Raw genomic sequence first — 22,336 nt, 5'->3', positions numbered from 1 at the left:
GGGAAAGTCTATTGTCGGAATTCTTTATTGCCCACCCCTGGGCGCAAACGGTTGCATCCCTTGGCGGTCTTTTTCTTGCGGCATTTGTCGCAAATTTCCTCATTAAAGCGATATTGCTCAAAGTCTTGGACAGGGTTGTTCAGAGAACGGCCTTTGGTCAGGATGAGGAACTGAAAAGAAACGGTGTTGTCGGTCATCTGGCCAACATCGTTCCGGCTTTGATTATTTCGTCCGGCATTGCTGCTGTGCCCGGGTTGCCGCAGACCGCACTGACGATCATCAGTAATGTTGCAACGGCATTCATTATTCTGACTCTGGCATTTACAGTGAGCGCTTTTCTAAGCGTTGTGGATACGCTTTATAGCCGCCGTGAAGAAGCGAAAGACCGCCCAATCAAGGGCTACATTCAGGTCAGCAAGCTCGTGATCTATATCGTGGCAATTGTACTTATAATTGCCACGCTGCTGGACCGGTCTCCAATCATCCTTCTGTCCGGTGTCGGTGCTATGGCCGCAGTACTTATTCTGGTTTTTCAGGATACGCTGCTTTCGCTCGTAGCCAGTATGCAAATCGCCTCTTCAAACATGGTGCGTGTCGGTGACTGGATTGAGATGAAAAACCTCGATGCCAATGGCGATGTGGTTGAGATCGCGCTTTATACGGTGAAGGTGCAGAATTTCGACAAGACCATTACCACCGTTCCAATCCGCAAGCTCATCACCGAACCGATGAAAAACTATCGCGGGATGCAGCAATCGGGTGGCCGACGCATCAAGCGTGCCCTGTTTATCGATCAGGCGACGATCCGTTTTCTGAGCGAAGAAGAGCTCCAAAGCCTTGCATCCATTGATCAGCTGACGGCTTATCTATCGAAGAAAGAGAAAGAAATCGCCGATTGGAATGCAAAGCTCGGCGACAAGGCAAAGAACCCGGTCAACACGCGCCGTTTTACCAATATCGGAACATTCCGAGCCTATGTTGAAACTTATCTGCGCAGTCATCCCGGCATTCATAAAGGGATGACTTTGATTGTGCGCCAGATGGACCCAACGCCGGACGGCTTACCGCTCGAGATCTACTGCTTCACGAACACAACAATCTGGGCTTCTTACGAGCAGATCCAGTCCGATATTTTCGATCATCTCTATGCAGTCATGCCGGAGTTTGGCCTTTATCCATTCCAGAATCCAAGCGGCGGAGACTTTCGCAAACTCAACCTCGTTGATCTGAAACCGGATCAGTGAAGTGCTTTGACCACTGCCGCCTGAAGCTCTGGGACTTTATATCCAGTTCGTGACGGAGTGAGACCAAGGCGGACAATTGCCAGCTGCATCGACGGAACGATGAGAATGCTCTGTCCATCATGCCCTGAAATCCAGAAGGCATCTGCCGGGATGCCTTCTGTGCCGACAAAAACCCCTGCACTTTGCAGCCATACTTGCGCTGATCCGTAACGCCCCTCTGAGGCTTTGGACGGTTGGCGCATGAAGTTTACGAATTCAGCTGGCAACAGTTGTTTGTCGCCAATCCTACCATTGTCGAGAAGAAATCGCGCGAGATAAAGCCAGTCGCGCGCATTTGCATAGAGGTAAGAAGAGCCAACAAAAATACCGCTGGCATCCGCTTCCAACGTGGCACTCGCGATGCCTAACGGCTCAAAGAGCGCCTTTTGCGCATAGACAATTGCTTCATCGCGACTGTTAAAGCTTTCCATATAGAGTTTGGATAAGATGTTTGCCGTGCCGCTCGAATAATTGAATTTGGTACCTGGTTCCGCTTCAAGCGGCAGAGAGGCGGCAAATCCAGTCATATTGTTCTCGAGGAACAGCATGCGCGTCACGTCCGTGACGTTACCATAATCTTCGTCAAATTTGAGGCCGCTTTCCATGGCCATCAGATCAGCGAGTGTAATTTTGGAACGATCATCACTACTCCATTCCGGTAGCAAGTGGTCGCGTTTCAGATCCATGCGGCCTTCTGCAATGCGCATACCGATCAATGTCGCCATAATCGATTTTGTCATGGACCAGCCAAGCAACGGCGTGCTGGCATCAAAGCCCTTGCCATAGGTTTCGGCAATAATTTCACCATTCTTGAGAACAGCGATTGCACGCATGCCCGGCCCTGCTAGCGCCGGGTTTTCTATAATGTTCTGGACTGTCGGGTTGATGCTGATGTCGGATATAAGCGCTGCAGCATCCGCTGGTATCTGCAGATCGGGACGTAAATCCTCGTCATGAATATTGGCGCAGCCCAATCCCGGACGATAAACAGCTTTGCTCGGCGCAAAGAAGCCGAAGATGTGCACGATAACGCTTTGATGCGCCTGGTTTACGGAAACGTTGAGATATTTCAGCAGCGGATGCCCCGGTGCCTGCACATCGTCGGCAAGTACGGCCTCAGCATCGCGATGCGCCAGAAAGACATTGGAGCAGACAATCTTGGCGGCATAGCCTGTGCCGACTTTAAGAAGCTCCGGAGGCTTGAAGCCCAGCCATAACACGACACCAAGAATGGCTATCAGGACAATGGAACCGGTAACTTTCAAAAAGCGTTTCATATTCCCCCCATATCGCGGATGATTGAGAAATCTAACCCTTATTTCGTAGCCAGTTATCGATGCCGTTTGCTGCCGCCAGCCCCATTGCAAAACATGCGGTCAGGAGATAACCGCCGGTTGGCGCTTCCCAGTCAACCATCTCGCCGGCCACGAACATGCCGGGCAGTTTTTTAAGCATATAGTGTTCATTGAGCTCGTTCCATTTTATGCCACCGGCCGAAGAAATTGCTTCTTCAATCGGTCGAGGACGGACAAGTGGAATTGCGAGAGATTTGATGGTTTGTGCAAGCTTGGTCGGGTCTTTTTCACGCTGAAATTCGAGAACAAGAGCAGCTTTTACGCCTGTCAGCCCTGCACCTTTTCGCAATATATTACTGATACTTAACTTCTTATCTTGTCGTGATAGGTCATGCGCCAATCGTTCGATTGTGCGTCCCGGCGCCAGATCAAGAACCAGATTGGCTTGCCCTTTTTGCTCCAGTTCATCACGCAGAGCGGCGGAGTGCGCATAGACAAGACTACCTTCGACACCACCGCGCGTAATCACAAACTCGCCTTGTGTTGTGCCTGCCTTGCTGGTGATCGTCACCGACTTGACTGGCTCGCCTGCGAAGCGTTCGGCAAAGATGTCACTCCAATTGACATCGAAACCGCAATTGGCCGGACGCATCGGTGCAATCTGGATATCTTGTTCTGCGAATATTTCGCTCCATACGCCATTGGAGCCGAGCTTGGGCCAGCTTGCTCCACCGAAGGCAAAAAGGGCTGCGTCGCACGATACAGGTTCAATTCCGTTTGACGTTTGCACCAGTGGCTTGCCAGAGCTGAAGCCGATCCATTTATGACGGGTCAGTACTTTGACGCCCTGCGCTTCCAATCGACGTACCCACGCGCGCAACAAAGGCGAAGCCTTCATCGCTTTCGGGAAAACGCGACCGGATGAACCGACAAAGGTTTCAGCTCCGAGCGCATCTGCCCAGTCGCGTAAATTCTGTGGTGTGAATTGTTGTAACGCTGGCAACAGATGATCGTTGCTCGCGCCATAGCGCTGCGCAAATTGTGTAAATTCTTCGGAATGCGTGATGTTGAGACCGGATTTGCCTGCCAGCAAAAACTTGCGCCCAACGGTTGGCATCTGTTCATAAACCGTGACGGAATGCCCAAGCGCCGACAAGCGTTCGGCGGCGAATAACCCTGCAGGTCCGCCGCCGAAAATCGAAATTATGCGCTCACGCATCGCTTTCCGAACCGATAACTTTCATCAATCCTCTTTCTCCAGCATTTCTTTAACAGCAGTCGCTAACTGTTTGAGAGAGAAAGGTTTAGGCAAGAAACCAAACTTGGCATCGGCTGGCAGATTGCGTGCAAATGCGTCTTCTGCATAACCGGATACAAAGATGAACTTGATGTCCGGATGTGTTTTGCGCAGTTCGCGGAGAAGTGTCGGGCCGTCCATTTCAGGCATAACAACATCGGAGACAACGATATCGACCTGACCGTTCAGTTCTTCGAGAACTTCAAGGGCTTCGACGCCTGACGCCGCTTCGTGCACAGTATAGCCTCGCGACTGCAGTGCGCGTACACCGCCCATACGAACCGCGTCTTCGTCCTCAACAAGCAGAACTGTTGCAGAGCCTGAGAGGTCGGTTGCTTTCTCGACCTTCTTCTCTTTGACTGCTACCGGTGCATTGTCTGCGTTCTTTTCTTCAATATGGCGCGGGAGGAAAATTTTAAAGGTTGTGCCTCTGCCGACCTCAGAGTCGCAATAGATGAAGCCGCCGGTCTGTTTAATGATGCCATAGACCATCGAAAGACCGAGACCCGTCCCCTTGCCTACTTCCTTCGTGGTGAAGAACGGTTCGAAGATTTTCTCAAGCACGTCCGCAGGAATGCCGGTGCCATTGTCTGCAACTTCAAAGACGACATAGTCGGCTTCAGGGAGGTCTCGATAGTTAAGCTTTGCCGCTTCGGACGCTTTGACATTGCGCGTGCGCAAAGTGATCTCGCCGCCCTCCGGCATGGCGTCACGGGCATTCACGGCCAGGTTGACGGCAACCTGCTCGAACTGGCCAAGATCAGCCTTAACCGGCCAGACATCGCGTCCATGCTCGATCTTAAGACCAATATCCTTGCCAACGAGGCGTGCCAGAAGCATACGCAGATCTGCCAACACATCGGTAAGGTCAAGAACTTCCGGGCGTAGCGTCTGACGGCGTGAGAATGCCAGTAGCTGTCGAACGAGAGAAGCCGCGCGATTTGCGTTCTGCTTGATGTTCATGATGTCCGGGAAGGACGGATCGGAAGCGCGATAATTGCTCAGCAGCAGATCCGACGACATGATAATCGCAGTCAACACGTTGTTGAAGTCGTGGGCAATACCACCGGCAAGCTGACCAACGGCCTGCATCTTCTGGCTTTGCGCCATCTGATTTTCGAGCGCTTTCTGCTCGGTAGTTTCCACTGCAGAAATGATGGCAGCTTCTTCGCTGGTTTCGCGCAGATCGGTGACAGCACTCAAATAGAAACGAATGTGGCGCTCTTCATTGCCCGGAAGAACAGTATCGACCGGCGAAATGCTGGCCTGCCCCGCAAATGCTGCGGCCAGTGCCTTATTGAAGGTTTCGCGGTCACGTTCATGAACGACCTTTTCAAGCTTCACACGATTATCGACCGCATCACGATCAACAACGGGTGCAAAAATGTCGAGGAAGCGCGCATTGGTGCGCAATGTATGCCCTTCGGCATCCACAGCCGCAATTGCCATCGGTGCTGAATTGAAGAAGCGCGTGAATCGCACTTCAGCAGAACGCAATGCCGCTGATGAATCATCCCCCTCGGCGCGATCCAGCACGATTGTGCGACTTGTGCCGCGTGTTCCGTCGCGTGCGGCCTGAACCCGGTGATAGAAACGAACAGCGAGGCTCTGGCCGTTGCGCTTGATCAGATCAAGGTCGATGACCGTATTGCGACTGGTGCCCGGTTCTGCCTTGACGGCCTTAATGAGCGCCATTCCGCTGCCTGCAACGATATCGTTGAGCGTAAGCGAACCCGGTGTGAATTGGGTGAGATCGACGCCAAGCCATTCCGCGAGCGTTGCGTTTAAATAGATGATGCGCCCGGCCGGATCAGCAGAGAAAAAACCGGCTGGTGCATGATCGAGATGGTTGATCGCTTCCTGAAGTTCCTGAAAGAAGCGCTCCTGTTCGGCACGCTCATCGGAAATGTCGGCAATCTGCCAGGCGACCAGTTGCCCCTTGAAGTCCTGTCCGCCATCGACTGGACGCGCTTTGATGCGATACCAGACTGGTGCGGCAGAGCCATGACTATCACGTGAAAGACCACCGGAAATGCGCACTTCTTCCTGCCCTGAGAGGCCATCGCGGACAGCATTTGTCAGGCGATAGATCGCATCCGAGGCGGCGGGTTCATTCGTGAGGATATTGTCGAGCGAGCGCACGCCGTCGGCAGTGGCGACTCCGGTCATCCCGGCATAGGAATTATTGGCGTAAACGATCTGGCCGCGGGAATCCGAAATTACGGTTCCTTCGGGCAGCGTATCCATGAAGGTATGAGCCAGATCCTGCCCGCCATGACGCTGGCTGAACTGGATCAGACCTGTGGCAGCGCCAAATAGATAGAACACGCCAATCATAGACAATATGCCCATCAGGACGATAGCAAAACCGTCACCGAGCTTGTCGCGAAACAGGAAATAGACAAGGGCTGCGACTGTCAGCACAATGCCGATAATCAGGAGCCTTAGAGCTGAGCTTGAGCCACGCTTCGGCATGACGAGCGGTTTCGGATAATTATCGTCCGTCTGTCGCGACATCAGGCCCACTGCCCTTTCATGCTGTTTGGCTGAACTGCATGGACGACAAATCGTCCGTTCGCTGTTACTTCCAGCTCAAGCGCTATCTTATTCATCAAGCAAAACCAATCACGTTCCCTGCATCGTTTTCCAGCTTCATGTCTTGTGCCAGATTTTGACGCATATTGCAGGGTATATACGATTCGCAGAATGCGTTAATTGCCCGACAGCACAAGCTTGCCGACCTCAAAACAGCATCTACTAAGGTGTTTTGCACTGTTTTGGCTGGGGATCATATGTTTCTAGCAAATTGATGGAACATTCCCAAGCAGGGTAAATTGAACTAGTGTTCTATAGACATGAGTTGTCACGTTGATTTGAAGCGCGGGGAATTTGTGGTTTCCGTCAACCGGACATTATTCGTTTTAGTATGAGAGGGTTACCCGCATGAAGGAATGGCTCAGCGGTCTTGTTGGAGAAAGCGCGGCAAATATTGTCGGCTTCATCCTTATTTTTGCGATCATTTTAGGCGGAATTTTCGTTGTTCTGAGTATTATTCGTCGCTTCAGCGGTGGAACTTTTGCCACGAACGGTCGAACAGGACGTCAGCCAAGACTTTCGGTTATGGATGCAGCAGCGGTGGATAGCCGCCGCAAGCTGGTTCTGATCCGCCGTGATGATGTTGAACATCTGCTGCTTATCGGTGGTCCTACTGACGTGGTCGTCGAACAGAATATCGTCATGGAATCGCGGGCCAATTCTCGTGCGCAAAGCGTGCGTATCGAAGCGGAACATATCGAACGTTTTCGTCAGCATGAGGCAAGCATCACGTCCGAGGTGACAGAGCGACCGGCTCTCACCCAGCAAGCGATGGAAAAAGGCGAAGCCATTCAACTAAATTCCCCGATCGAAACGCCGGTGCAGCGCAAATCCGAACCAGTTCGGGAAACACCAGCTCAGCAGGTGAATCCTGAAACGCCACAGTTTCGCGCTCCTCCACGCCCGCCCGTCACGCCAGTCGCTCCTCAGGCATCCAAAACTGTTGAGGCACCCGTCGTTCAGGCGCGTCCACAGCCGCCACGCCCAGCGCCCAACTATCCGCCACAACCACGCACGGTACTGCCAGCTGAGCGTCCGGCGGAACAGCCACCGTCACCACGCTTGCATCCTGCCTACCCTCTCAGCCAGGTTTCGCGTGGGGTTCTCAGCTCAACGTCCGGCCTGGGTGCCAGTGCCGCTGCAGCTGCTGCGGCAACTGTTGCAGCCTCTGATCTTGGTGGTGTTACGCCAGAGCGTGAAGTGACGGCGAGTGCAAAGGCAACAGCTCCTGAAATCGGTGACATTTTACAAAGCCCGGCGGTGACGACCTCATCAGCACCAGATTTCACGCCGCCTGCCCTCAAGACAGAGCAAGTTTCTGCTCCTTCAAATCCGGAGCCGGAAGCCCCGGAAGCGGTTGATGATGATCTTGGCGATCTTGGCGGCGCTTTTCACGATGCCATCATGGCTGATCTTGAAACAGAAAGCCCTACTGGTTCTGCCGACAATGAACCTGAAATGCTGGAAGTGGATATTTTCGAAGAAGAGCTTCTGGGGTCGCTCGATATCTCTCCGAATGGTGGCAAGCCGGATGACAGCATCGAGGATGAAATGGAAAAACTTCTCGGTGAACTTACCAAGAATGAGACCCGCAACTTTTAAGTAATCCTCATTGCTTGAAAGTGATGAGCTTGAAAGCAATGGCTAAAATCAAGGGTATCAGTCGAACAGGCTGATACCCTTACTTTTTGACTGATTAGAGCACAAAGAAAAAAGGCTGCGTAAGACGCAGCCTTTAAAGAATTTTCTACTCAACCTGATGAAGATCAATCGTCGCGATAGACCTTTTCGCGGCGCTCATGGCGCTCTTGTGCTTCAATAGAAAGCGTTGCGATTGGTCGTGCATCAAGTCGTTTCAAACTGATTGGATCGCCGGTTTCTTCACAGAAACCATAGGTCCCTTCGTCAATACGGCTTAAAGCTGCATCGATTTTGGAAATCAGTTTGCGCTGCCTGTCACGAGCGCGAAGTTCAATTGCCCGGTCCGTTTCGGAGGATGCCCTATCCGCCAGGTCCGGGTGATTTGCATTTTCCTGCTGCAGCGCTTCGAGAGTTTCGCGCGCTTCGCGCAGAATATCATTCCTCCATGCAACAAGTTTTGCACGAAAGTAAGACTTCTGCCGTTCATTCATGAACGGCTCGTCTTCAGTGGGCCTATAGTCAAGGTCGATCAATTCACTCATTCTGAATCACCCCACATCTAGGAGACGCGAGCGGTTATATAAGTCCATAGCAACAAGGACACAACATCAAACACACACGTCTCACTACTTTTTAATTCATCAAAATTGTGTGATTTTGATGAAAAAATATGCATTTTAATTTTAAAATGTAATTTATTCGATTTTGTTTTTATAAAAGACTTCAAACTATTAGATAGTCACCTGCTTAAGAAACATAATTACAAATGAAGAACAATCGATCCTTCAGATTATGCCCAATTATGTAGCAAAACTATCTGTGAATATTCACACGTCATACCAGAAAGTTGCCCGAAACTGCATGTAGACGGAGCAATCTTGCAGAAAATGTGGCATGAATTGAGCTGCAAGCGCGTCAAAATGCACTCTGGAGCCCTCAATGAGTCGTCTTTTTCTCCTCCGCCATGCCAAAGCAATATGGGCAAAGCCTGCAATGAAAGACTTTGACAGGCCGCTGGACGAAGAAGGTATCTCCTCATTAAACCTGTTGGCTGAAGCTATGAAGACGTCGAAGCTTTTTCCAGACAAGGTTTTGCTTTCTGCTTCATGCCGCACGCGCGAAACTGCGTCCGGTTTGATTGAACGGCTCGGAATAGATGCAAAAATGATCATCGATGAGACGATCTATAGTGGCGGTGCCGGCGAATATATGCAGGCGATAAAGAAAAATGCAGATTCAGACCAACTGATGCTGGTCGGGCACAACCCAAGTATGGAAGACCTTGCATTGGCTCTTTGCGGCGATGGTGAACCCTCAAGCCTTTCAAGGCTCGAAGCTGGCTTCCCGACGGCAGCACTCGCTACAATCAACTTTGATGGGCCGCTATCGGAGATTGCTCGTGGGCAAGGTTTCCTGGATAGTTTTCCTCTGCCTAATTAAGGACTTATCGATTGAATCCAACGCTTCCTTGTTGATACGCCTCACGAGTTCCTATGTATGGCTGTGACAAGATGTAATTCTCACGAGGGAACAATTGGCAAAACTGACCAGTTTCGGCGATGAAGCAAGGATTGCGCTCGATACGCTGACAGATCGAGCAACGGGTTTGATGTCTCCATCGTTGAGACTTGGTGTCACTGGTCTTTCTCGCGCTGGTAAGACGGTTTTCATAACCGCACTGGTGCACAATATGGTGCATGGCGGGCGCCTGCCCCTGTTTGAAGCCTACAAGTCGGGTCGCATTTCACGTTCCATGCTCGAACCGCAGCCAGATGATGCCGTTCCGCGTTTTCAGTATGAAGAACATCTTTCGGCTTTGCTCGACGAACGTATCTGGCCGGATTCGACGCGTGCTATCTCGCAACTTCGTCTCACGATTGAATATGAGACCGCATCCGCGTGGGGTCGCTGGCTTTCGCCGGGGCGACTGTCGGTCGATATTGTCGATTATCCCGGTGAGTGGTTGCTCGACCTCCCCCTGCTCGGAAAGACCTATAGCGAGTTCAGTGCGGATTCCTTTGCTCTGGCCAATGAGCCAACGCATATTGATCTTGCACAGATGTGGCTGCACGACGCGCAAACCGTTTCGCCGTCCGACAATGCAGACGAATTGACTGCTCAACGACTGGCCAGAAGCTTCACGGCTTATCTGCGTGCTGGCAAAGCAGACGAACGTGCTCTGTCAACACTGCCGCCGGGGCGTTTTCTGATGCCAGGTGATCTTGAAGGTTCACCCGCGCTTACTTTTGCTCCCTTACCCGGACTGAAGCCGGAAGACTTCAAAACCGGTAGTCTGGCTGCGATGATGGAGCGTCGTTATGAATCCTACAAAACGCATGTGATAAAACCGTTCTTCCGTGAACACATCGCCCGGCTTGATCGCCAGATTATCCTGATTGATGCCATGCAAGCCATGAATGCAGGTGGTGCTGTGGTGGCCGATCTTGAACGCGCATTGACCGATATTCTTTCCTGCTTTCGTCCCGGGCGGGCCAATCTGTTGACTGGTCTTATCCAGCGTCGCATTGGCCGTATTCTGGTTGCAGCCACCAAAGCTGATCATCTTCACCACGAGAGCCATGACAGGTTGCAGGCGATTGTTCGCCGTCTTGTTGAACGCGCAATAGAACGCGCTGATTTTTCAGGTGCTGATATTGACGTGCTGGCTATGGCGGCTGTTCGAGCCACGCGTGAAGCAACTGTGAAAGAAGGCAAGGACACACTGCCAGTCATCATCGGAACACCGCTTAAAGGCGAACGAATTGATGCAGAAGTGTTCGATGGCGAAACAGAAACTGCTATATTTCCCGGTGATTTACCAAATAATCCTAATGTAATATTTGAACCTTCACTTTCGAGCCACGAACCAGCCATTCGCTTCGTGCGTTTCAGACCTCCACGTCTGGAGAAAACAGCCGAAGGTTTAACGCTTTCATTGCCCCATATCAGGCTTGATCGTGCACTCCAGTTTCTAATCGGGGATCGTCTGGCATGAGTGAGCAGCCTCCACGCAAACCCGCAGCCTTTACCGTTAAGAAGCCAACAGAAACAGTTTCGGCATCTGAGGCGACGCAAGAAGCACCGCGCCGTCCGCGTGCTGTCACAGACCTGGATAAGGTCGTTCCAGAAATCGATGTCTTTGCCTTGAGCGATGAAGAAGCCGCTGAACTGGAAGTTTTGGACCCGTCATTTGAAGCGCCGCCCCGGCGGCGCTGGTCTTTGAGCAAGGTCTTGTTGGGTGCTCTGGGCATATTGGTTTCATTTGCTATTGGTATTTGGACCGAAGACCTCATTCGGGCGCTTTTCACGCGTGCTGACTGGCTTGGCTGGACGGCGCTTGGCGTGGCCTTGATTGCGCTTGCTTCATTCGTTGCAATTATCGTGCGAGAATTATTGGCTTTACGGCGGCTGGCATCGGTGCAGCACTTGCGCAAAGATGCCGCCGATGCGGCGGAGCGTGATGATATGGCAGCGGCACGCAAGGCTGTTGACGCGCTTCGCACAATAGCGGCAGGCCTGCCTGAAACCGCACGTGGACGACAAATGCTCGACGGGCTGACTGATGATATTATCGATGGCCGTAATCTGATCCGCCTTGCTGAGACTGAAATATTGCGCCCGCTTGATCGTGAAGCGCGTGCATTAATCCTGAATGCATCAAAGCGTGTCTCCATCGTAACTGCGATCAGCCCGCGCGCGCTTGTTGATATCGGCTATGTGATTTTTGAATCCGCCCGCCTGATCCGGCGGCTGTCACAGCTTTACGGTGGACGTCCGGGTACATTGGGTTTTCTCAAACTTGCACGTCGGGTCGTGGCGCATCTCGCCGTGACTGGAACTATTGCCATGGGCGACAGTGTCATTCAGCAGCTCATCGGCCATGGACTGGCATCGCGCCTTTCTGCAAAACTCGGTGAGGGTGTCGTCAATGGATTGATGACGGCTCGCATCGGTATCGCAGCTATGGATGTTGTGCGGCCCTTTCCGTTCAATTCTGAAAAACGACCCGGTGTTGGTGACTTTATCGGCGATATCGCGCGCATAAGCAGCGAGAAAGGCACGAAACCGACATCTCACAGCTAGAGTGCATCCCGAAAAGTGTGAAACGGTTTTCGGACAAAGATGCGCGTTAAAATAAATATTTAGAGCGCCGATCTGATCCAATCAGATCGAAACGCGCTCTAAAGTGCATTCATATTCCGGTAATAACGTTGACTTTAATGGCTATGACAACGAAGCATTAACCATTCGCAACGAATATGAGATAGACGTATCGGGTGCTCGAATCTGTGATCCTTGCGCCAAAGAAAAGCACTGACGCCCGATGGTTGGGCATTCGGTTGCGAAGTCTTTACAGATAAATTATTGGAATGGTGCCTTAGGGTCGAGATTCCGGGACAGAGCTGAATATGAAAAACTACATCGCTGCATGCCTCACGCTACTGCCCGCATCGCTTTTTGCTGCGCCAGCTCTGGCCGCAGATAAGGATGAACAGTTTTTCCAGACAATCGAGGGCCAATGGTCCGGTCCGGGTGAAATTGTCGCCGGGAAATATAAAGGCACCAAGTTTGTTTGCTCGCTGGCAGGCACAACGCCCAACGACGCAGTCGGCATGACACTGGATGGCTCTTGCCGGGTCGGTGTTTTCTCTCAGCCAATGAAGGCAACTGTCACGCGCGTTGGTTCCAGCTATTCCGGCAAGTTCAATGACGGCGCTGAGGGCAAGGGGCTGAATGTAACGTCAGGTTCGGTGACTGGAAACAAAGTGGTTCTTGGCCTGAACCGCAAGGAACTCAATGGCGCGATGCTTGCGCGCGTTGCCGATAAGAACACCATGAATGTCACGGTGTCTGTCCGCGTTGACAAGGAACTCGTGCCCGTTATCGGAATGAGCCTGAAGCGCATCGACAACATGGCGGTGGGTAGCATCGCCAAAAATTAAACGCTGAAAGTCAGCGCGTTTATTCAAGCCACCAGCTCGCATCAGTGCGGGCTTTTTCTATTTCAGAGCTGATGCACGCCATTTCCCACTCAGAAACGCTTTTGCCTGCAATCTTAAGTGTCGGAGCAATGTCATTGAGTGGGACGAGCACGAATGTGCGTTCCTGAATGCGTGGATGTGGAAGCTCAAGCGCCGGTTCATTCATGACGATCGCCTCGCCTGACTTTTCCATCGCAAGAATATCGATGTCGATAATGCGTGGTCCCCAACGCTCTAACCGCACCCGTTTAAGCGAACGTTCCACGTCGAGACACGTCTCAATAAGCTTAAGTGGTGCAAGTGCTGTTTCGATTTCCGCACAGGCATTGTGAAACCAGGCCTGATCCGTTTTACCCCAGGGCGGTGTGCGATAGACATTTGAAACAGCGACGATCTTTGTGTCGCCACGTGCATCAAGCAGCTTTAACGCTTTGGCCATGGATGCGACGGGATCGTCGATATTACCGCCGAGCCCCAGCCATGCACGATAGATAGCAGTGTTGCTCATCAGCGCGGATAAACCACTGTTACTTCGACATGATCCAGAACGCCCGGAACTGGCGCATTTGGCTTACGAATGGTGATTTCAGCGCGTTTGATCTGCGGGAAGCGAGCAACCAGTGCTTTACCGACATCAAGTGCAAGTGTCTCGATGAGATAACGCTGACGGCCGGTGATGATGTCCTGAATGACAGTAAAAGCGATTCCGTAATGAACTGTGCCTTCAATGTCGTCATTGTCCAGCGAGTCGCCGGGATCGACGTCCAGTATCGCATCGACATAGAAACGCTGACCGAGTTTGTGTTCCTCGTCAAAGACGCCGTGGTGCGCGAAGAATGCGCAATTCATGATACGGATTGTGTACACGGCCATGGTTCCTATTTTGAATTTGCTTTGCTTTGCAGGATAGCATCGGCAACTGCAAGTGCGTCCCTATTAAAAGCGACATTGTGAACACGGAAGATGTCGGCTCCCGCCAAACGCATTGCAACTGATGTTGCAGCAGTTCCCACATCGCGCTTCAAAGGATCCACCAGTTCAGTAATCGCACCGATGAAGCGCTTGCGCGAGGTTCCGACGAGTAAAGGATAACCGAACCGCTGCAATTCCTCCATGTGCGCCATCAGCGCAAGGTCTTCGTCCTTGTCTTTGCCAAAACCAAAACCCGGATCAAGAACGATGCGGGAGGTTTCAATACCTGCCCTGCCCGCGATCTCCAGCGATACATCCAGAAATGCAAATTGATCGGCAATTACGTCAGGATCGGTGCGTCTATCGCGGCTGGTGTGCATGATGACCAGTCCTGCGCCTGTATCTTTTGCAACTTGCGCGATCTCAGGTTCCCGTTGCAACCCCCATACGTCGTTGACGATATGCGCGCCTGCTTCCACCGCAAGCCGCGCAGTTGAGGCGCGATAGGTATCGATTGAAACGATGCAGCCTAAACGCTGTGTAATAGCGTGTATAACTGGCACAACGCGTGCTGCTTCAGTTTCAGCATCAACGGCAGCACTGCCTGGGCGTGTGGACTCTCCCCCAACATCGATAATTGTTGCCCCATCCGCGAGCATTGTTTCGGCAACGTCGAGGGCTTTATCGAGATCGTTGTGGCGGCCGCCATCGGAAAAGGAATCCGGTGTGACGTTAAGAATGCCCATAATGACAGATTTTGCACCCAATTGGAGGTTACGACCGTGGGCAAGTTGCCATTGTTTCATCATTGACGAATATTCCAATTGTCTTTTTTCGAACCGAATGCAGCCAAACAGGCACTATGTCGTTTTATGAAGGTCGTTATAGTTCTCTTGACGATTGCATGCCATGTTGCTCATCAATGAATTTACGAGTTTCTTTCTGGTTTTATGAAGAGGTGCCGGAACATGTCTTTGAAAAAACGGGTTCTGGCTCTGGGGTTGGCGCTTGCTATTGTTGCGCCGCATGCTGAAGCCGCATCCATTTTCCGGACGTTCAGCTATTATAATGTCAACGGAAAGACCGCTGAAGATCTCGACAAGGCATTGTCGCGCAGCGGTCCTTTTCTCAAGAAAACCGGTCAGCATCATCCGGGTGCAGCTGAAATTCGCTTCGACGCTAAGGTCCGTTATGGCCGCGCTGCCGGTGATCGCGCCTGCAAAGTTCAGGACGTTTATGTGAATGTCCATGCAAAGGTCATGTTGCCACGCTGGAAGCAACGCCGCAAAGCCTCTCCTGAGCTCGCGCTGATCTGGGATACTTTGTATCAGGATATTCGACGCCACGAAGAAAGCCATATTGTGATTGCCCGCAGCCATGCCAGCGAAATGGAGCGAGAGATACGCTCCTTGCGGAGCCGTACCGATTGCGTGACCCTGCGCACTGACATTGATAAAGTGACGGAACGCCTGATGGCTACGCATGATAAGGCGCAGGAACGGTTCGACCGGGTCGAGACGATCAATTTTGAACGCCGCTTTGAACGCCTGCTGACTTATAAACTCGAAAAAATGGTTCAGTAGAATCTGAATCTTATCTGGCTTGCTGTAGTTCGCGCCTGATGGCCTGGGTCATCAGGGCAACCTCGTGGAAACCGGAAACTATGAGTTTCAGCTTTCCCGGATAATGGCAAACGTCACCAATAGCGTATATTTTCGGCTGCGATGTGCGAAACGTCTCGGAGCTAACTACGATTGCGTTTCCGAACCGCTCAACAGCAGCCATAGCGCCAGTCGTTGCCAATGGATCGGGACGCACGATTTGACCAGCAGAGGTCAAAGCACCAAGCCCTGAAGCAATCACCAGAGCTTTGGCATTGAAGGTGACGGCAGCGGCAGTTGTAAGCTGGACGCCCTGCTCATCAACGGTGATACCTGAGATCAGCTGATTAAATTCAAAGTCGGGACGATAAGGCTCAATCTGCTTAAGCAGACGATCGACCAGTTCGTCACTCATAATCTCCGGAAAAGCCGGAATATCGAAGATGGGTTTGTCAGCATAAAGTGCTGTGCACTGTCCGCCTGCCCGGTCCATCGAGTCAAACAACCGGCATTTGAAACCGAACAGTCCGAGCTGGAAGACAGAGAAAAGGGCGACAGGCCCGGCACCAATGATTGCGATGTCAGAATGACGTTCGGCTACCATCGACGCTCCTTATATGTCGCCACTCTGCTTTGAAATATTAGTTCTGACGTTCCGGAACCTGGACCACGAGGCCGTCAATCTCATCCGTCACGCGGATCTGGCACGAAAGGCGCGAGTTGGGCTGCGGTTCGTAAGCGAAATCCAGCATGTCCTCTTCCATCGCATCTGGACCGCCGACGATCTCAGTCCAGTCTTCATCGACATAGACATGGCAGGTCGCGCAGGCGCACGCGCCGCCGCATTCAGCATCAATGCCAGGAATGCCGTTGCGGATTGCAGCTTCCATTACGCTCGATCCGTTGTCAGCTTCAACTTCGGTGCGCGAAGCGCCATCAGCGGATACGAATACAATTTTTGTCATTTTAAGTTCCTGCACACGCCTTCCCGGCGCGATTGATATATCGCAGAGGCAAATACGGCCTTATGCGTGGAGTTTCAACCACCGGAGCATATTCGGCAGATAACTGCGCCAATATGCCATTGCTTCAAAGCCGTTTTGAGCCGTAAATATAAGAATTTGCTGATGTACCCTTGTGGTGCAGGCGCAATAAGCATTATTGTGATGGTGAAACAGCGAGTTTGAACGCAGTGCAGATTTCTGGCCTTATGAATCAAACCATCGGTAGAATAATAATAACAGCTCTCCTTTAACGCGTATTTTTGTTAACGATTTAGCGGAGATGAGTTAAGGTGTTCTATCGCATCGGTTTGATTTCCACAGAATGATCGTTAATGTCAAAACGCCAGAAATCCGGCATTTTTTGCAAGTCCCCTCATTTTTGTTAACCTTGTATTTAAAGTTTTAGACATCAGGCGCGGGTGCCTATTTCCTTAACAAGCCCGAGCCGATACGATGAAAAATGGCGGAATAAGTTTTGTAACGGCTCTATAATGATCCGGCCGTCGCAGTAATGAGTACGAGGTAGGCAAGACTATGGCTTCTAAATCCAAGGCGCAAAAGCTCGACCACGAGGTCGAACAGGCACTTGAACAGGCACTCGATATCGATTTCGGCGACGATTTCGACATTGATATGGACCTGAGTGCGATTGGCGAAGAATTTTCAGTCGATGACCTGGAAGAGCAGATTTCGCGTGCGGCCGAAGAGTTGGTTGCAGAGCAGAACACGAAAGTGGTCGATGCTGCGAAAGTCTCTCCCGTAGACATTACGACGGAAGGAACGGCAAAGGCCGAAACGATTGCTACCGTTTCCGTCATTGCAAGCCCAGCTGCGCCGCCTGTGCCTCCAGTCGTCAATGCTGTGTTCCCATCCGCCTCGCCTGAAGCTGCTAATGTTGCGCCGAAGCCCGCCAACAAAGCCAAGCCCGCAGTTCAGGAAGCTGCACCAAAGCCTGCAAACTCATCTCCAGCACAATCGTCAGTATCGGCGCCAGTATCGGCGGTTGTTGCTGCCACGTCTGCTGCCGCCCTCACGCCTGCCAATGATGATTCTCGCAATGGCAGAGCCGTTGCTGCTGCGCCTCGCCGTGTAACCGAACGTTCTTCCAAGCTTTATTGGACAACGACAGCTATGAGCGTGCTCTGGGCTGCCGGTGGCGTTGCTATTAGCAAAGCAATCAGCCCTGATGTCTTTTCGAACCTTCAGGCGACCAAAGATTTCTTTACGTCCCCCGCCGGTATTGGCGTAATCGCTGGTACAGTATTGCCGGTGGTCATGTTCTGGGGCTTTGCACATCTCGTCCGCCGTGCGCAGGAAATGCATGTCGCAGCGCGCAGCATGTCGGAAGCTGCTCTCAAGCTCTTGCAGCCTGAAGCTGCCGCCGGTGATCGTGTATCCACACTGAGCCAGGCTGTTCGTCGCGAAGTTGCTGCGATGAACGAAGGCATTGAGCGTACACTCGCACGCGCCGTTGAACTTGAGACGCTTGTTCAGTCTGAGGTCAATCAGCTTGAACGCGCTTATAGCGACAACGAAGTCCGTATCCGTTCGCTCGTCAGCGATCTTGGCAATGAGCGCGAAGCCGTGGTCAGCCATGCTGAGCGCGTCCGCTCCTCAATTACCGGCGCTCATGAGCAGCTGAAAGAAGAATTGTCGAGCGCTGCCAATATCATACGCGACAATGTTGTCTCTGCATCTGAACAGCTTAGCTCGCTTCTTGGTGATTCTGGTGAACGCCTCATCGGCAGCATCAATGAAAGCGGTGGCGCAATTGCTGAGGCGATTGAAAAGCGTACAGGCGATATTGCAACACGCATCACCACTTCTGGTGAAGCATTTGCAAATGAACTCGACACCCGCATTGCTACGCTCGATCAGCAGTCACGTGACATCTCGGAACGCGTGAGCTCTGCGCTTGATGAACGCACCGCTGGCATTGCCACCTTGCTGGGCGGAGCCACTCAGTCAATGGTCAGCGAATTCGATGCGCGTCTGACGCAGCTTGACACAACGCTCAACGAACGTGGTCGTTCGCTCCTCACCGAGTTCGAAACACGCGCCCATGCACTCGACAGCAGCACAGAAAAGCTCAATGCGGCTCTCGAAACCCGTTCGCGCCAGATCAATGAAAATCTCATTGCTCGCACCCGTGAGATTGCAGAAACCTTCTCCGGTGGCCGTACTGCATTCAGCACCATGATCGATGAAACGAAGACGAAGATCAGCGATGATCTGACTTCGATCAGCGAAACCGTGGGTGGCATTCTCAACGAGAAGGCGTCGTCCTTCGCGGGTAAGCTTGCTGAAAGCCGCGATATCCTGGCATCGTCACTTGAAGGTGAAACCGAGCGCGTTTCTGCGGTCATTCGCGGTCATGCCGATACACTTGCTGCACGCACGAGCGATATCGAGAGCGCCATCAACAACAGCGCTTCGGCTCTTAATTCAGCTGCAGAGCAGCATGCAGCCATTCTTGCCGACAGAACCAGTGTTCTGCAGGAAGAAATGGCTAACAACGCCTCGCGCCTTGATGCCACCTTTGCCGATCATGCCCGCTCGCTGGACGAACGCGCTGCAGCCTTGCACAGCGTCATTGCCGGAAATCAGACGATTCTTGCTCAGCTGATGGATGAACGTACGACTGCACTGCGCGATAATTTCAATGAAAATCGTGAAGTTCTGGCACGTACCTTCGATGAACGTGTGAGCTCGTTGACAGCGCTTATCGCTGACAATCAGCAGGAACTGGCACGCGTCTTCGATGAACGTTCACAGGCGATCAGCGAAACGATTGGCGCAAGCCGCAATGCATTCGAAGCGACATTCACGGATCACGTTCAGCGTGTAGAGGAACGCACAAGCGGCCTCCGTTCAGTTCTGAACGATCATAACAGCGCCCTTGCCCACATTCTTGATGGACATGAGCAGACCATTGAAGGTCGTACAGCTGCGATCCGTGAGACGCTGACTGACAGCACCGCTTCGCTTAGCCAGACCCTTCAGGATCACGGCGATATTCTTTCGCAGCGTACTGCAAACCTGCACAATGCGATTGAAAACAGCAGCGATGTCATTACCCGCGCATTCGAAGGCCAGACTGGCATTATCGAAGAACGCACACAAACCATGGAAAAGGCGCTCACCATCGGCGTCGACAACGTTCGCCGCGCGCTTGAACAGAGTGCAGGTGTCGTTGCTGGCTCGTTGCGTGAGAAAATCACAGAAGCTGCAAGCGTTCTGTCCGCAGAAGCTGCCAAGGCTGGTGAATCGCTCGACGGTTTCGGCCAGAGCTTCAGTGCTGATCTCACCACCAACCTCGCTGCTACTGAAGAACGCCTCGGTGAACGCGCAAATGCAATCGCATCGCGTCTTGCACAGATCGAAAGCAGCATTGCAGACACTGCAAGCAAGACAAGCGAAACACTCGCCGGTCAGAGCGAAGCATTTGCAGCAAGCGTTGCTGACAACCTGGCTGGCACAGAGGCCCGCCTGAATGAGCGTGCAAGCGCAATTGCTGGTGGACTTGAAGCCATTGAAAGCCGCCTCACCGGCGAACTGTCGGCAATCGAAGCCCGTATCGCTGATACTGCGACGAAAACCAGCGAGACGCTGGCTGGTCATAGCGAAGCATTCTCTGCCAGCGTTGTTGATAATCTCGCTGGTACTGAAGCGCGTCTTGCAGAACGTGCGAGCGCGATTGCTGGTGGTCTTGAAGTTATCGAAAACCGCCTCACCGGTGAACTGTCGGCAATCGAAGCCCGTATCGCTGATACTGCGACGAAAACCAGCGAGACGCTGGCTGGTCACAGTGAAGCCTTCTCGTCGAGCGTTACAGAGAACCTGTCCGGCACGGAAGCCCGTCTTGCTGAACGTGCAGATGCCATCGCAACGCGCCTTGGTGACATTGGTTCACGCATCACGATGGAACTTGGTTCCGTTGAAGCACGCATCGCTCAGGTGACAGACACGACTGCTGTTACGCTTGAAGAGCGTACGCGTGAACTCAATGCAGTTCTCGCGGCCCGCTCACAGGAAATCACGCAGATTCTCAATGATACTGCCGAACCTCTCGTGCAGCGTCTGGCGGATAGCGGTCGCGGACTTGCAGAACAGCTGGAAGAAGCAACCCACGCAGCCACTGATCGCCTGCGCGCTGAAAATGCAGCGCTCGTCAACGCACTGGCCAACCGTACGGCAGAAACCATTGCAGCGGTTCAGCAGGCAAAGACCGGCCTTTCGGAAAATGTCAGCGAATTGATCGATCGCCTCGCCGCTTCAAACGGCGAACTTGGCAAGCTGATCGATGCTGCTGCGCGCAATCTGACGAATATCGATGGTCGTCTTGTCGAAACAACAAGCAGCTTCGTCGAAAATGCCAACCGTGCAGCGCAGATGTTCCAGGCTTCGACTGGCCTGATCGACACCAATATCGGTACGCTGCGCGCATTGTCCGACGGCACGCTGTCGCAGATCGCAGATATTGCCGAGCGCTTTGAAGAGCACGGCAAAGTTCTCTCGACCGCTTCGGACATGATCAGCTCGGCACAGAATGGCCTCGCAGGCACTCTTGAAGATCGTCATCTGGCGCTCGACAAGCTGGCTTCCGGTCTGGTTGAAAAGTCTGAAGGCATCGAAAAACTGATGCAGTCGTTTGAAACCGTGGTTGCTTCGGCATTCCAGCGCGCTGAAGGCCAGACACGTTCTTCGGCAGAGAAGATGCGTGAGAGCGTTGCCGAGATCGTTGAGCAGGCATCGCAGAGGTTCTCCGCCGCGACTGACGATATTCGTCGCACTGCAACGGAAATCCGTAGCGAGCTCGACACCACACGTGGCGAACTCAAGCGCGGCGTTCTTGATATGCCAGCTGAAGCCAAGGAAACGACGAGCGCAATGCGCAAGGCTGTTGGCGAACAGATCAACGCTCTCAAGGAGCTTGCTGAAATCGTTAACAAGTCGGGTCGTCTGGTCGATGTCGGTGAAAGCCGCGCAGATCGTCCGGTTTCGCGCCCGGTCCAGACTCAGCGTGCAGCACCAGTAGTTGCTCCTGCTCCGGTTCAGGCACCTGTGGCAGCACCGCATCCACAGCAGGCCGAAGTTGCCGTTCGTGCTCGTCCGGCAGAAGCTCCGAAGGCTGTGCAGCCTGCTCAGTCAGCTGAAAAGCCACGTGGATGGGTTTCCGATCTTCTGGCTCGCGCATCACGCGAAGATGAAGTTGCTGCACCTTCGCAGGCACAGCCTACCCAGGCTCCACGTTCGCCAAGCCATGTGGTTGAATCGCTCAACTCGCTCTCGGTCGATATCGCTCGCGCAATCGACCATGAAGCATCGGTTGAACTTTGGGATCGCTATCGCCGCGGTGAACGCAATGTCTTCACACGCCGCCTCTACACGCTGAAGGGTCAGCAGACCTTTGACGACATCAAGCGTAAGTACCAGACTGATGGTGAATTCCGCCGTGCGGTAGACCGTTACATGGATGACTTCCAGCGTCTGCTTGAAGATGTCGCCCGCAATGATCGCGACAACATGGTGACCCAGACTTACCTGACATCGGACACCGGCAAGGTTTACACCATGCTTGCTCACGCAAGTGGACGCCTGCGTTAAGCGTAGTCAGATGAACGAACAAACAAGAACGCGGCTTTCGGGCCGCGTTTTTTATTGTCGCTGCTTTAAGCAGTGCATTATTTTGATGAGATCTATGTTGGTTATCCAGTTGCAAGCCA

At 52.6% G+C, this 22,336-nt stretch carries 17 protein-coding genes; 8 read left to right on the top strand and 9 right to left on the bottom strand.

Annotated elements, in window-relative coordinates:
- Window positions 1-11 precede the first annotated feature (11 nt).
- On the top strand, window positions 12-1,244 hold the full coding sequence (locus tag ACSME1_RS00965; RefSeq protein ID WP_024898694.1) for a mechanosensitive ion channel family protein: 1,233 nt from the start codon (window positions 12-14) through the stop codon (window positions 1,242-1,244).
- Here ACSME1_RS00965 and ACSME1_RS00960 read toward each other — a convergent pair.
- Genes ACSME1_RS00960 through cckA form a run of 3 tightly spaced genes read right to left on the bottom strand, consistent with a single transcriptional unit; the run spans window position 1,238 to window position 6,392 of the window.
- Window positions 1,238-2,560: a serine hydrolase domain-containing protein gene (locus tag ACSME1_RS00960; protein ID WP_105534545.1), complete on the bottom strand. Its 1,323-nt coding sequence runs from the start codon at window positions 2,558-2,560 to the stop codon at window positions 1,238-1,240. The two genes, ACSME1_RS00965 and ACSME1_RS00960, sit on opposite strands and share 7 nt — an antisense overlap.
- Before the next feature lie 31 nt (window positions 2,561-2,591).
- A complete protein-coding gene (locus ACSME1_RS00955; RefSeq protein ID WP_024898696.1) occupies window positions 2,592-3,797 on the bottom strand; it encodes a TIGR03862 family flavoprotein in 1,206 nt (401 codons plus the stop codon).
- Window positions 3,798-3,821: 24 nt separating this feature from the next.
- A complete protein-coding gene (cckA, locus tag ACSME1_RS00950; protein ID WP_105705933.1) occupies window positions 3,822-6,392 on the bottom strand; it encodes a cell cycle histidine kinase CckA in 2,571 nt (856 codons plus the stop codon).
- 426 nt (window positions 6,393-6,818) lie between these two features.
- Between cckA and ACSME1_RS00945 the strand changes: the two genes are divergently transcribed.
- Window positions 6,819-8,072, top strand: a complete 1,254-nt coding sequence (locus tag ACSME1_RS00945; RefSeq protein WP_105705935.1) for a flagellar biosynthetic protein FliO — start codon at window positions 6,819-6,821, stop codon at window positions 8,070-8,072.
- A gap of 164 nt (window positions 8,073-8,236) precedes the next feature.
- Here the strand turns inward: ACSME1_RS00945 and dksA are convergent, their stop codons facing one another.
- Window positions 8,237-8,653 (bottom strand): RNA polymerase-binding protein DksA, encoded by a 417-nt coding sequence (gene dksA / locus ACSME1_RS00940; RefSeq protein ID WP_024898699.1) that lies wholly within the window; start codon window positions 8,651-8,653, stop codon window positions 8,237-8,239.
- A gap of 397 nt (window positions 8,654-9,050) precedes the next feature.
- Here dksA and ACSME1_RS00935 point away from each other — a divergent pair, with 397 nt between their 5' ends.
- The 4 genes from ACSME1_RS00935 to ACSME1_RS00920 all read left to right on the top strand — a co-directional run bounded on the left by ACSME1_RS00935 (window position 9,051) and on the right by ACSME1_RS00920 (window position 13,054).
- On the top strand, window positions 9,051-9,551 hold the full coding sequence (locus tag ACSME1_RS00935; protein ID WP_105705937.1) for a SixA phosphatase family protein: 501 nt from the start codon (window positions 9,051-9,053) through the stop codon (window positions 9,549-9,551).
- Between the two features lie 94 nt (window positions 9,552-9,645).
- Complete coding sequence (locus tag ACSME1_RS00930) at window positions 9,646-11,106, top strand: YcjX family protein (protein ID WP_024898701.1); 1,461 nt, start codon at window positions 9,646-9,648, stop codon at window positions 11,104-11,106.
- Window positions 11,103-12,194, top strand: coding sequence for a YcjF family protein (locus tag ACSME1_RS00925; RefSeq protein WP_024898702.1), 1,092 nt, complete (start codon window positions 11,103-11,105; stop codon window positions 12,192-12,194). The genes ACSME1_RS00930 and ACSME1_RS00925 overlap by 4 nt, the downstream gene beginning before the upstream one ends.
- Window positions 12,195-12,520: 326 nt before the next feature.
- Window positions 12,521-13,054, top strand: coding sequence for a hypothetical protein (locus ACSME1_RS00920; protein ID WP_024898703.1), 534 nt, complete (start codon window positions 12,521-12,523; stop codon window positions 13,052-13,054).
- Window positions 13,055-13,073: 19 nt separating this feature from the next.
- Here ACSME1_RS00920 and folK read toward each other — a convergent pair whose 3' ends face one another.
- From folK to folP, 3 genes are read right to left on the bottom strand one after another with little or no spacing between them, the layout of a single operon-like run.
- The gene (folK, locus tag ACSME1_RS00915) at window positions 13,074-13,601 is read right to left on the bottom strand and encodes a 2-amino-4-hydroxy-6-hydroxymethyldihydropteridine diphosphokinase (RefSeq protein WP_024898704.1); all 528 of its coding nucleotides are present in this window, start codon (window positions 13,599-13,601) and stop codon (window positions 13,074-13,076) included.
- Entirely contained in the window at window positions 13,601-13,960 is a 360-nt protein-coding gene (gene folB, locus ACSME1_RS00910; RefSeq protein WP_024898705.1) for a dihydroneopterin aldolase, read from the bottom strand. The genes folK and folB overlap by 1 nt, the downstream gene beginning before the upstream one ends.
- A gap of 11 nt (window positions 13,961-13,971) precedes the next feature.
- The gene (gene folP, locus ACSME1_RS00905) at window positions 13,972-14,814 is read right to left on the bottom strand and encodes a dihydropteroate synthase (RefSeq protein ID WP_024898706.1); all 843 of its coding nucleotides are present in this window, start codon (window positions 14,812-14,814) and stop codon (window positions 13,972-13,974) included.
- Between the two features lie 159 nt (window positions 14,815-14,973).
- Here folP and ACSME1_RS00900 point away from each other — a divergent pair, with 159 nt between their 5' ends.
- The gene (locus tag ACSME1_RS00900; RefSeq protein WP_024898707.1) at window positions 14,974-15,588 is read left to right on the top strand and encodes a DUF922 domain-containing Zn-dependent protease; all 615 of its coding nucleotides are present in this window, start codon (window positions 14,974-14,976) and stop codon (window positions 15,586-15,588) included.
- Window positions 15,589-15,598: 10 nt separating this feature from the next.
- Here ACSME1_RS00900 and ACSME1_RS00895 read toward each other — a convergent pair whose 3' ends face one another.
- Window positions 15,599-16,210, bottom strand: coding sequence for an NAD(P)/FAD-dependent oxidoreductase (locus ACSME1_RS00895; protein WP_024898708.1), 612 nt, complete (start codon window positions 16,208-16,210; stop codon window positions 15,599-15,601).
- A gap of 37 nt (window positions 16,211-16,247) precedes the next feature.
- On the bottom strand, window positions 16,248-16,571 hold the full coding sequence (locus ACSME1_RS00890; protein WP_024898709.1) for a 2Fe-2S iron-sulfur cluster-binding protein: 324 nt from the start codon (window positions 16,569-16,571) through the stop codon (window positions 16,248-16,250).
- A 573-nt stretch (window positions 16,572-17,144) separates the two neighbouring features.
- On the opposite strand from ACSME1_RS00890, the gene ACSME1_RS00885 reads away from it, so the two are divergent.
- Window positions 17,145-22,217 carry a kinesin gene (locus ACSME1_RS00885; RefSeq protein ID WP_105705939.1) on the top strand — a complete coding sequence of 1,691 codons (5,073 nt, stop codon included), beginning with the start codon at window positions 17,145-17,147 and terminating at the stop codon, window positions 22,215-22,217.
- Window positions 22,218-22,336 lie beyond the last annotated feature (119 nt).

Source organism: Brucella pituitosa (genome assembly GCF_965577835.1).
GTDB classification, from domain to species: Bacteria; Pseudomonadota; Alphaproteobacteria; order Rhizobiales; family Rhizobiaceae; genus Brucella; species Brucella pituitosa.
The sequence above is the reverse complement of the archived record's forward strand: the minus strand, read 5'-3'. Positions and strand labels throughout refer to the sequence as shown.

What these genes read in the sequence shown, in the direction of transcription:
- ACSME1_RS00960 (WP_105534545.1), bottom strand. Translation starts at nt 2,560, where the DNA reads ATGAAACGCTTTTTGAAAGTTACCGGTTCCATTGTCCTGATAGCCATT.
- ACSME1_RS00955 (WP_024898696.1), bottom strand. Translation starts at nt 3,797, where the DNA reads ATGCGTGAGCGCATAATTTCGATTTTCGGCGGCGGACCTGCAGGGTTA.
- cckA (WP_105705933.1), bottom strand. Translation starts at nt 6,392, where the DNA reads ATGTCGCGACAGACGGACGATAATTATCCGAAACCGCTCGTCATGCCG.
- ACSME1_RS00945 (WP_105705935.1), top strand. Translation starts at nt 6,819, where the DNA reads ATGAAGGAATGGCTCAGCGGTCTTGTTGGAGAAAGCGCGGCAAATATT.
- dksA (WP_024898699.1), bottom strand. Translation starts at nt 8,653, where the DNA reads ATGAGTGAATTGATCGACCTTGACTATAGGCCCACTGAAGACGAGCCG.
- ACSME1_RS00935 (WP_105705937.1), top strand. Translation starts at nt 9,051, where the DNA reads ATGAGTCGTCTTTTTCTCCTCCGCCATGCCAAAGCAATATGGGCAAAG.
- ACSME1_RS00925 (WP_024898702.1), top strand. Translation starts at nt 11,103, where the DNA reads ATGAGTGAGCAGCCTCCACGCAAACCCGCAGCCTTTACCGTTAAGAAG.
- ACSME1_RS00920 (WP_024898703.1), top strand. Translation starts at nt 12,521, where the DNA reads ATGAAAAACTACATCGCTGCATGCCTCACGCTACTGCCCGCATCGCTT.
- folK (WP_024898704.1), bottom strand. Translation starts at nt 13,601, where the DNA reads ATGAGCAACACTGCTATCTATCGTGCATGGCTGGGGCTCGGCGGTAAT.
- folP (WP_024898706.1), bottom strand. Translation starts at nt 14,814, where the DNA reads ATGATGAAACAATGGCAACTTGCCCACGGTCGTAACCTCCAATTGGGT.
- ACSME1_RS00900 (WP_024898707.1), top strand. Translation starts at nt 14,974, where the DNA reads ATGTCTTTGAAAAAACGGGTTCTGGCTCTGGGGTTGGCGCTTGCTATT.
- ACSME1_RS00895 (WP_024898708.1), bottom strand. Translation starts at nt 16,210, where the DNA reads ATGGTAGCCGAACGTCATTCTGACATCGCAATCATTGGTGCCGGGCCT.
- ACSME1_RS00890 (WP_024898709.1), bottom strand. Translation starts at nt 16,571, where the DNA reads ATGACAAAAATTGTATTCGTATCCGCTGATGGCGCTTCGCGCACCGAA.
- ACSME1_RS00885 (WP_105705939.1), top strand. Translation starts at nt 17,145, where the DNA reads ATGGCTTCTAAATCCAAGGCGCAAAAGCTCGACCACGAGGTCGAACAG.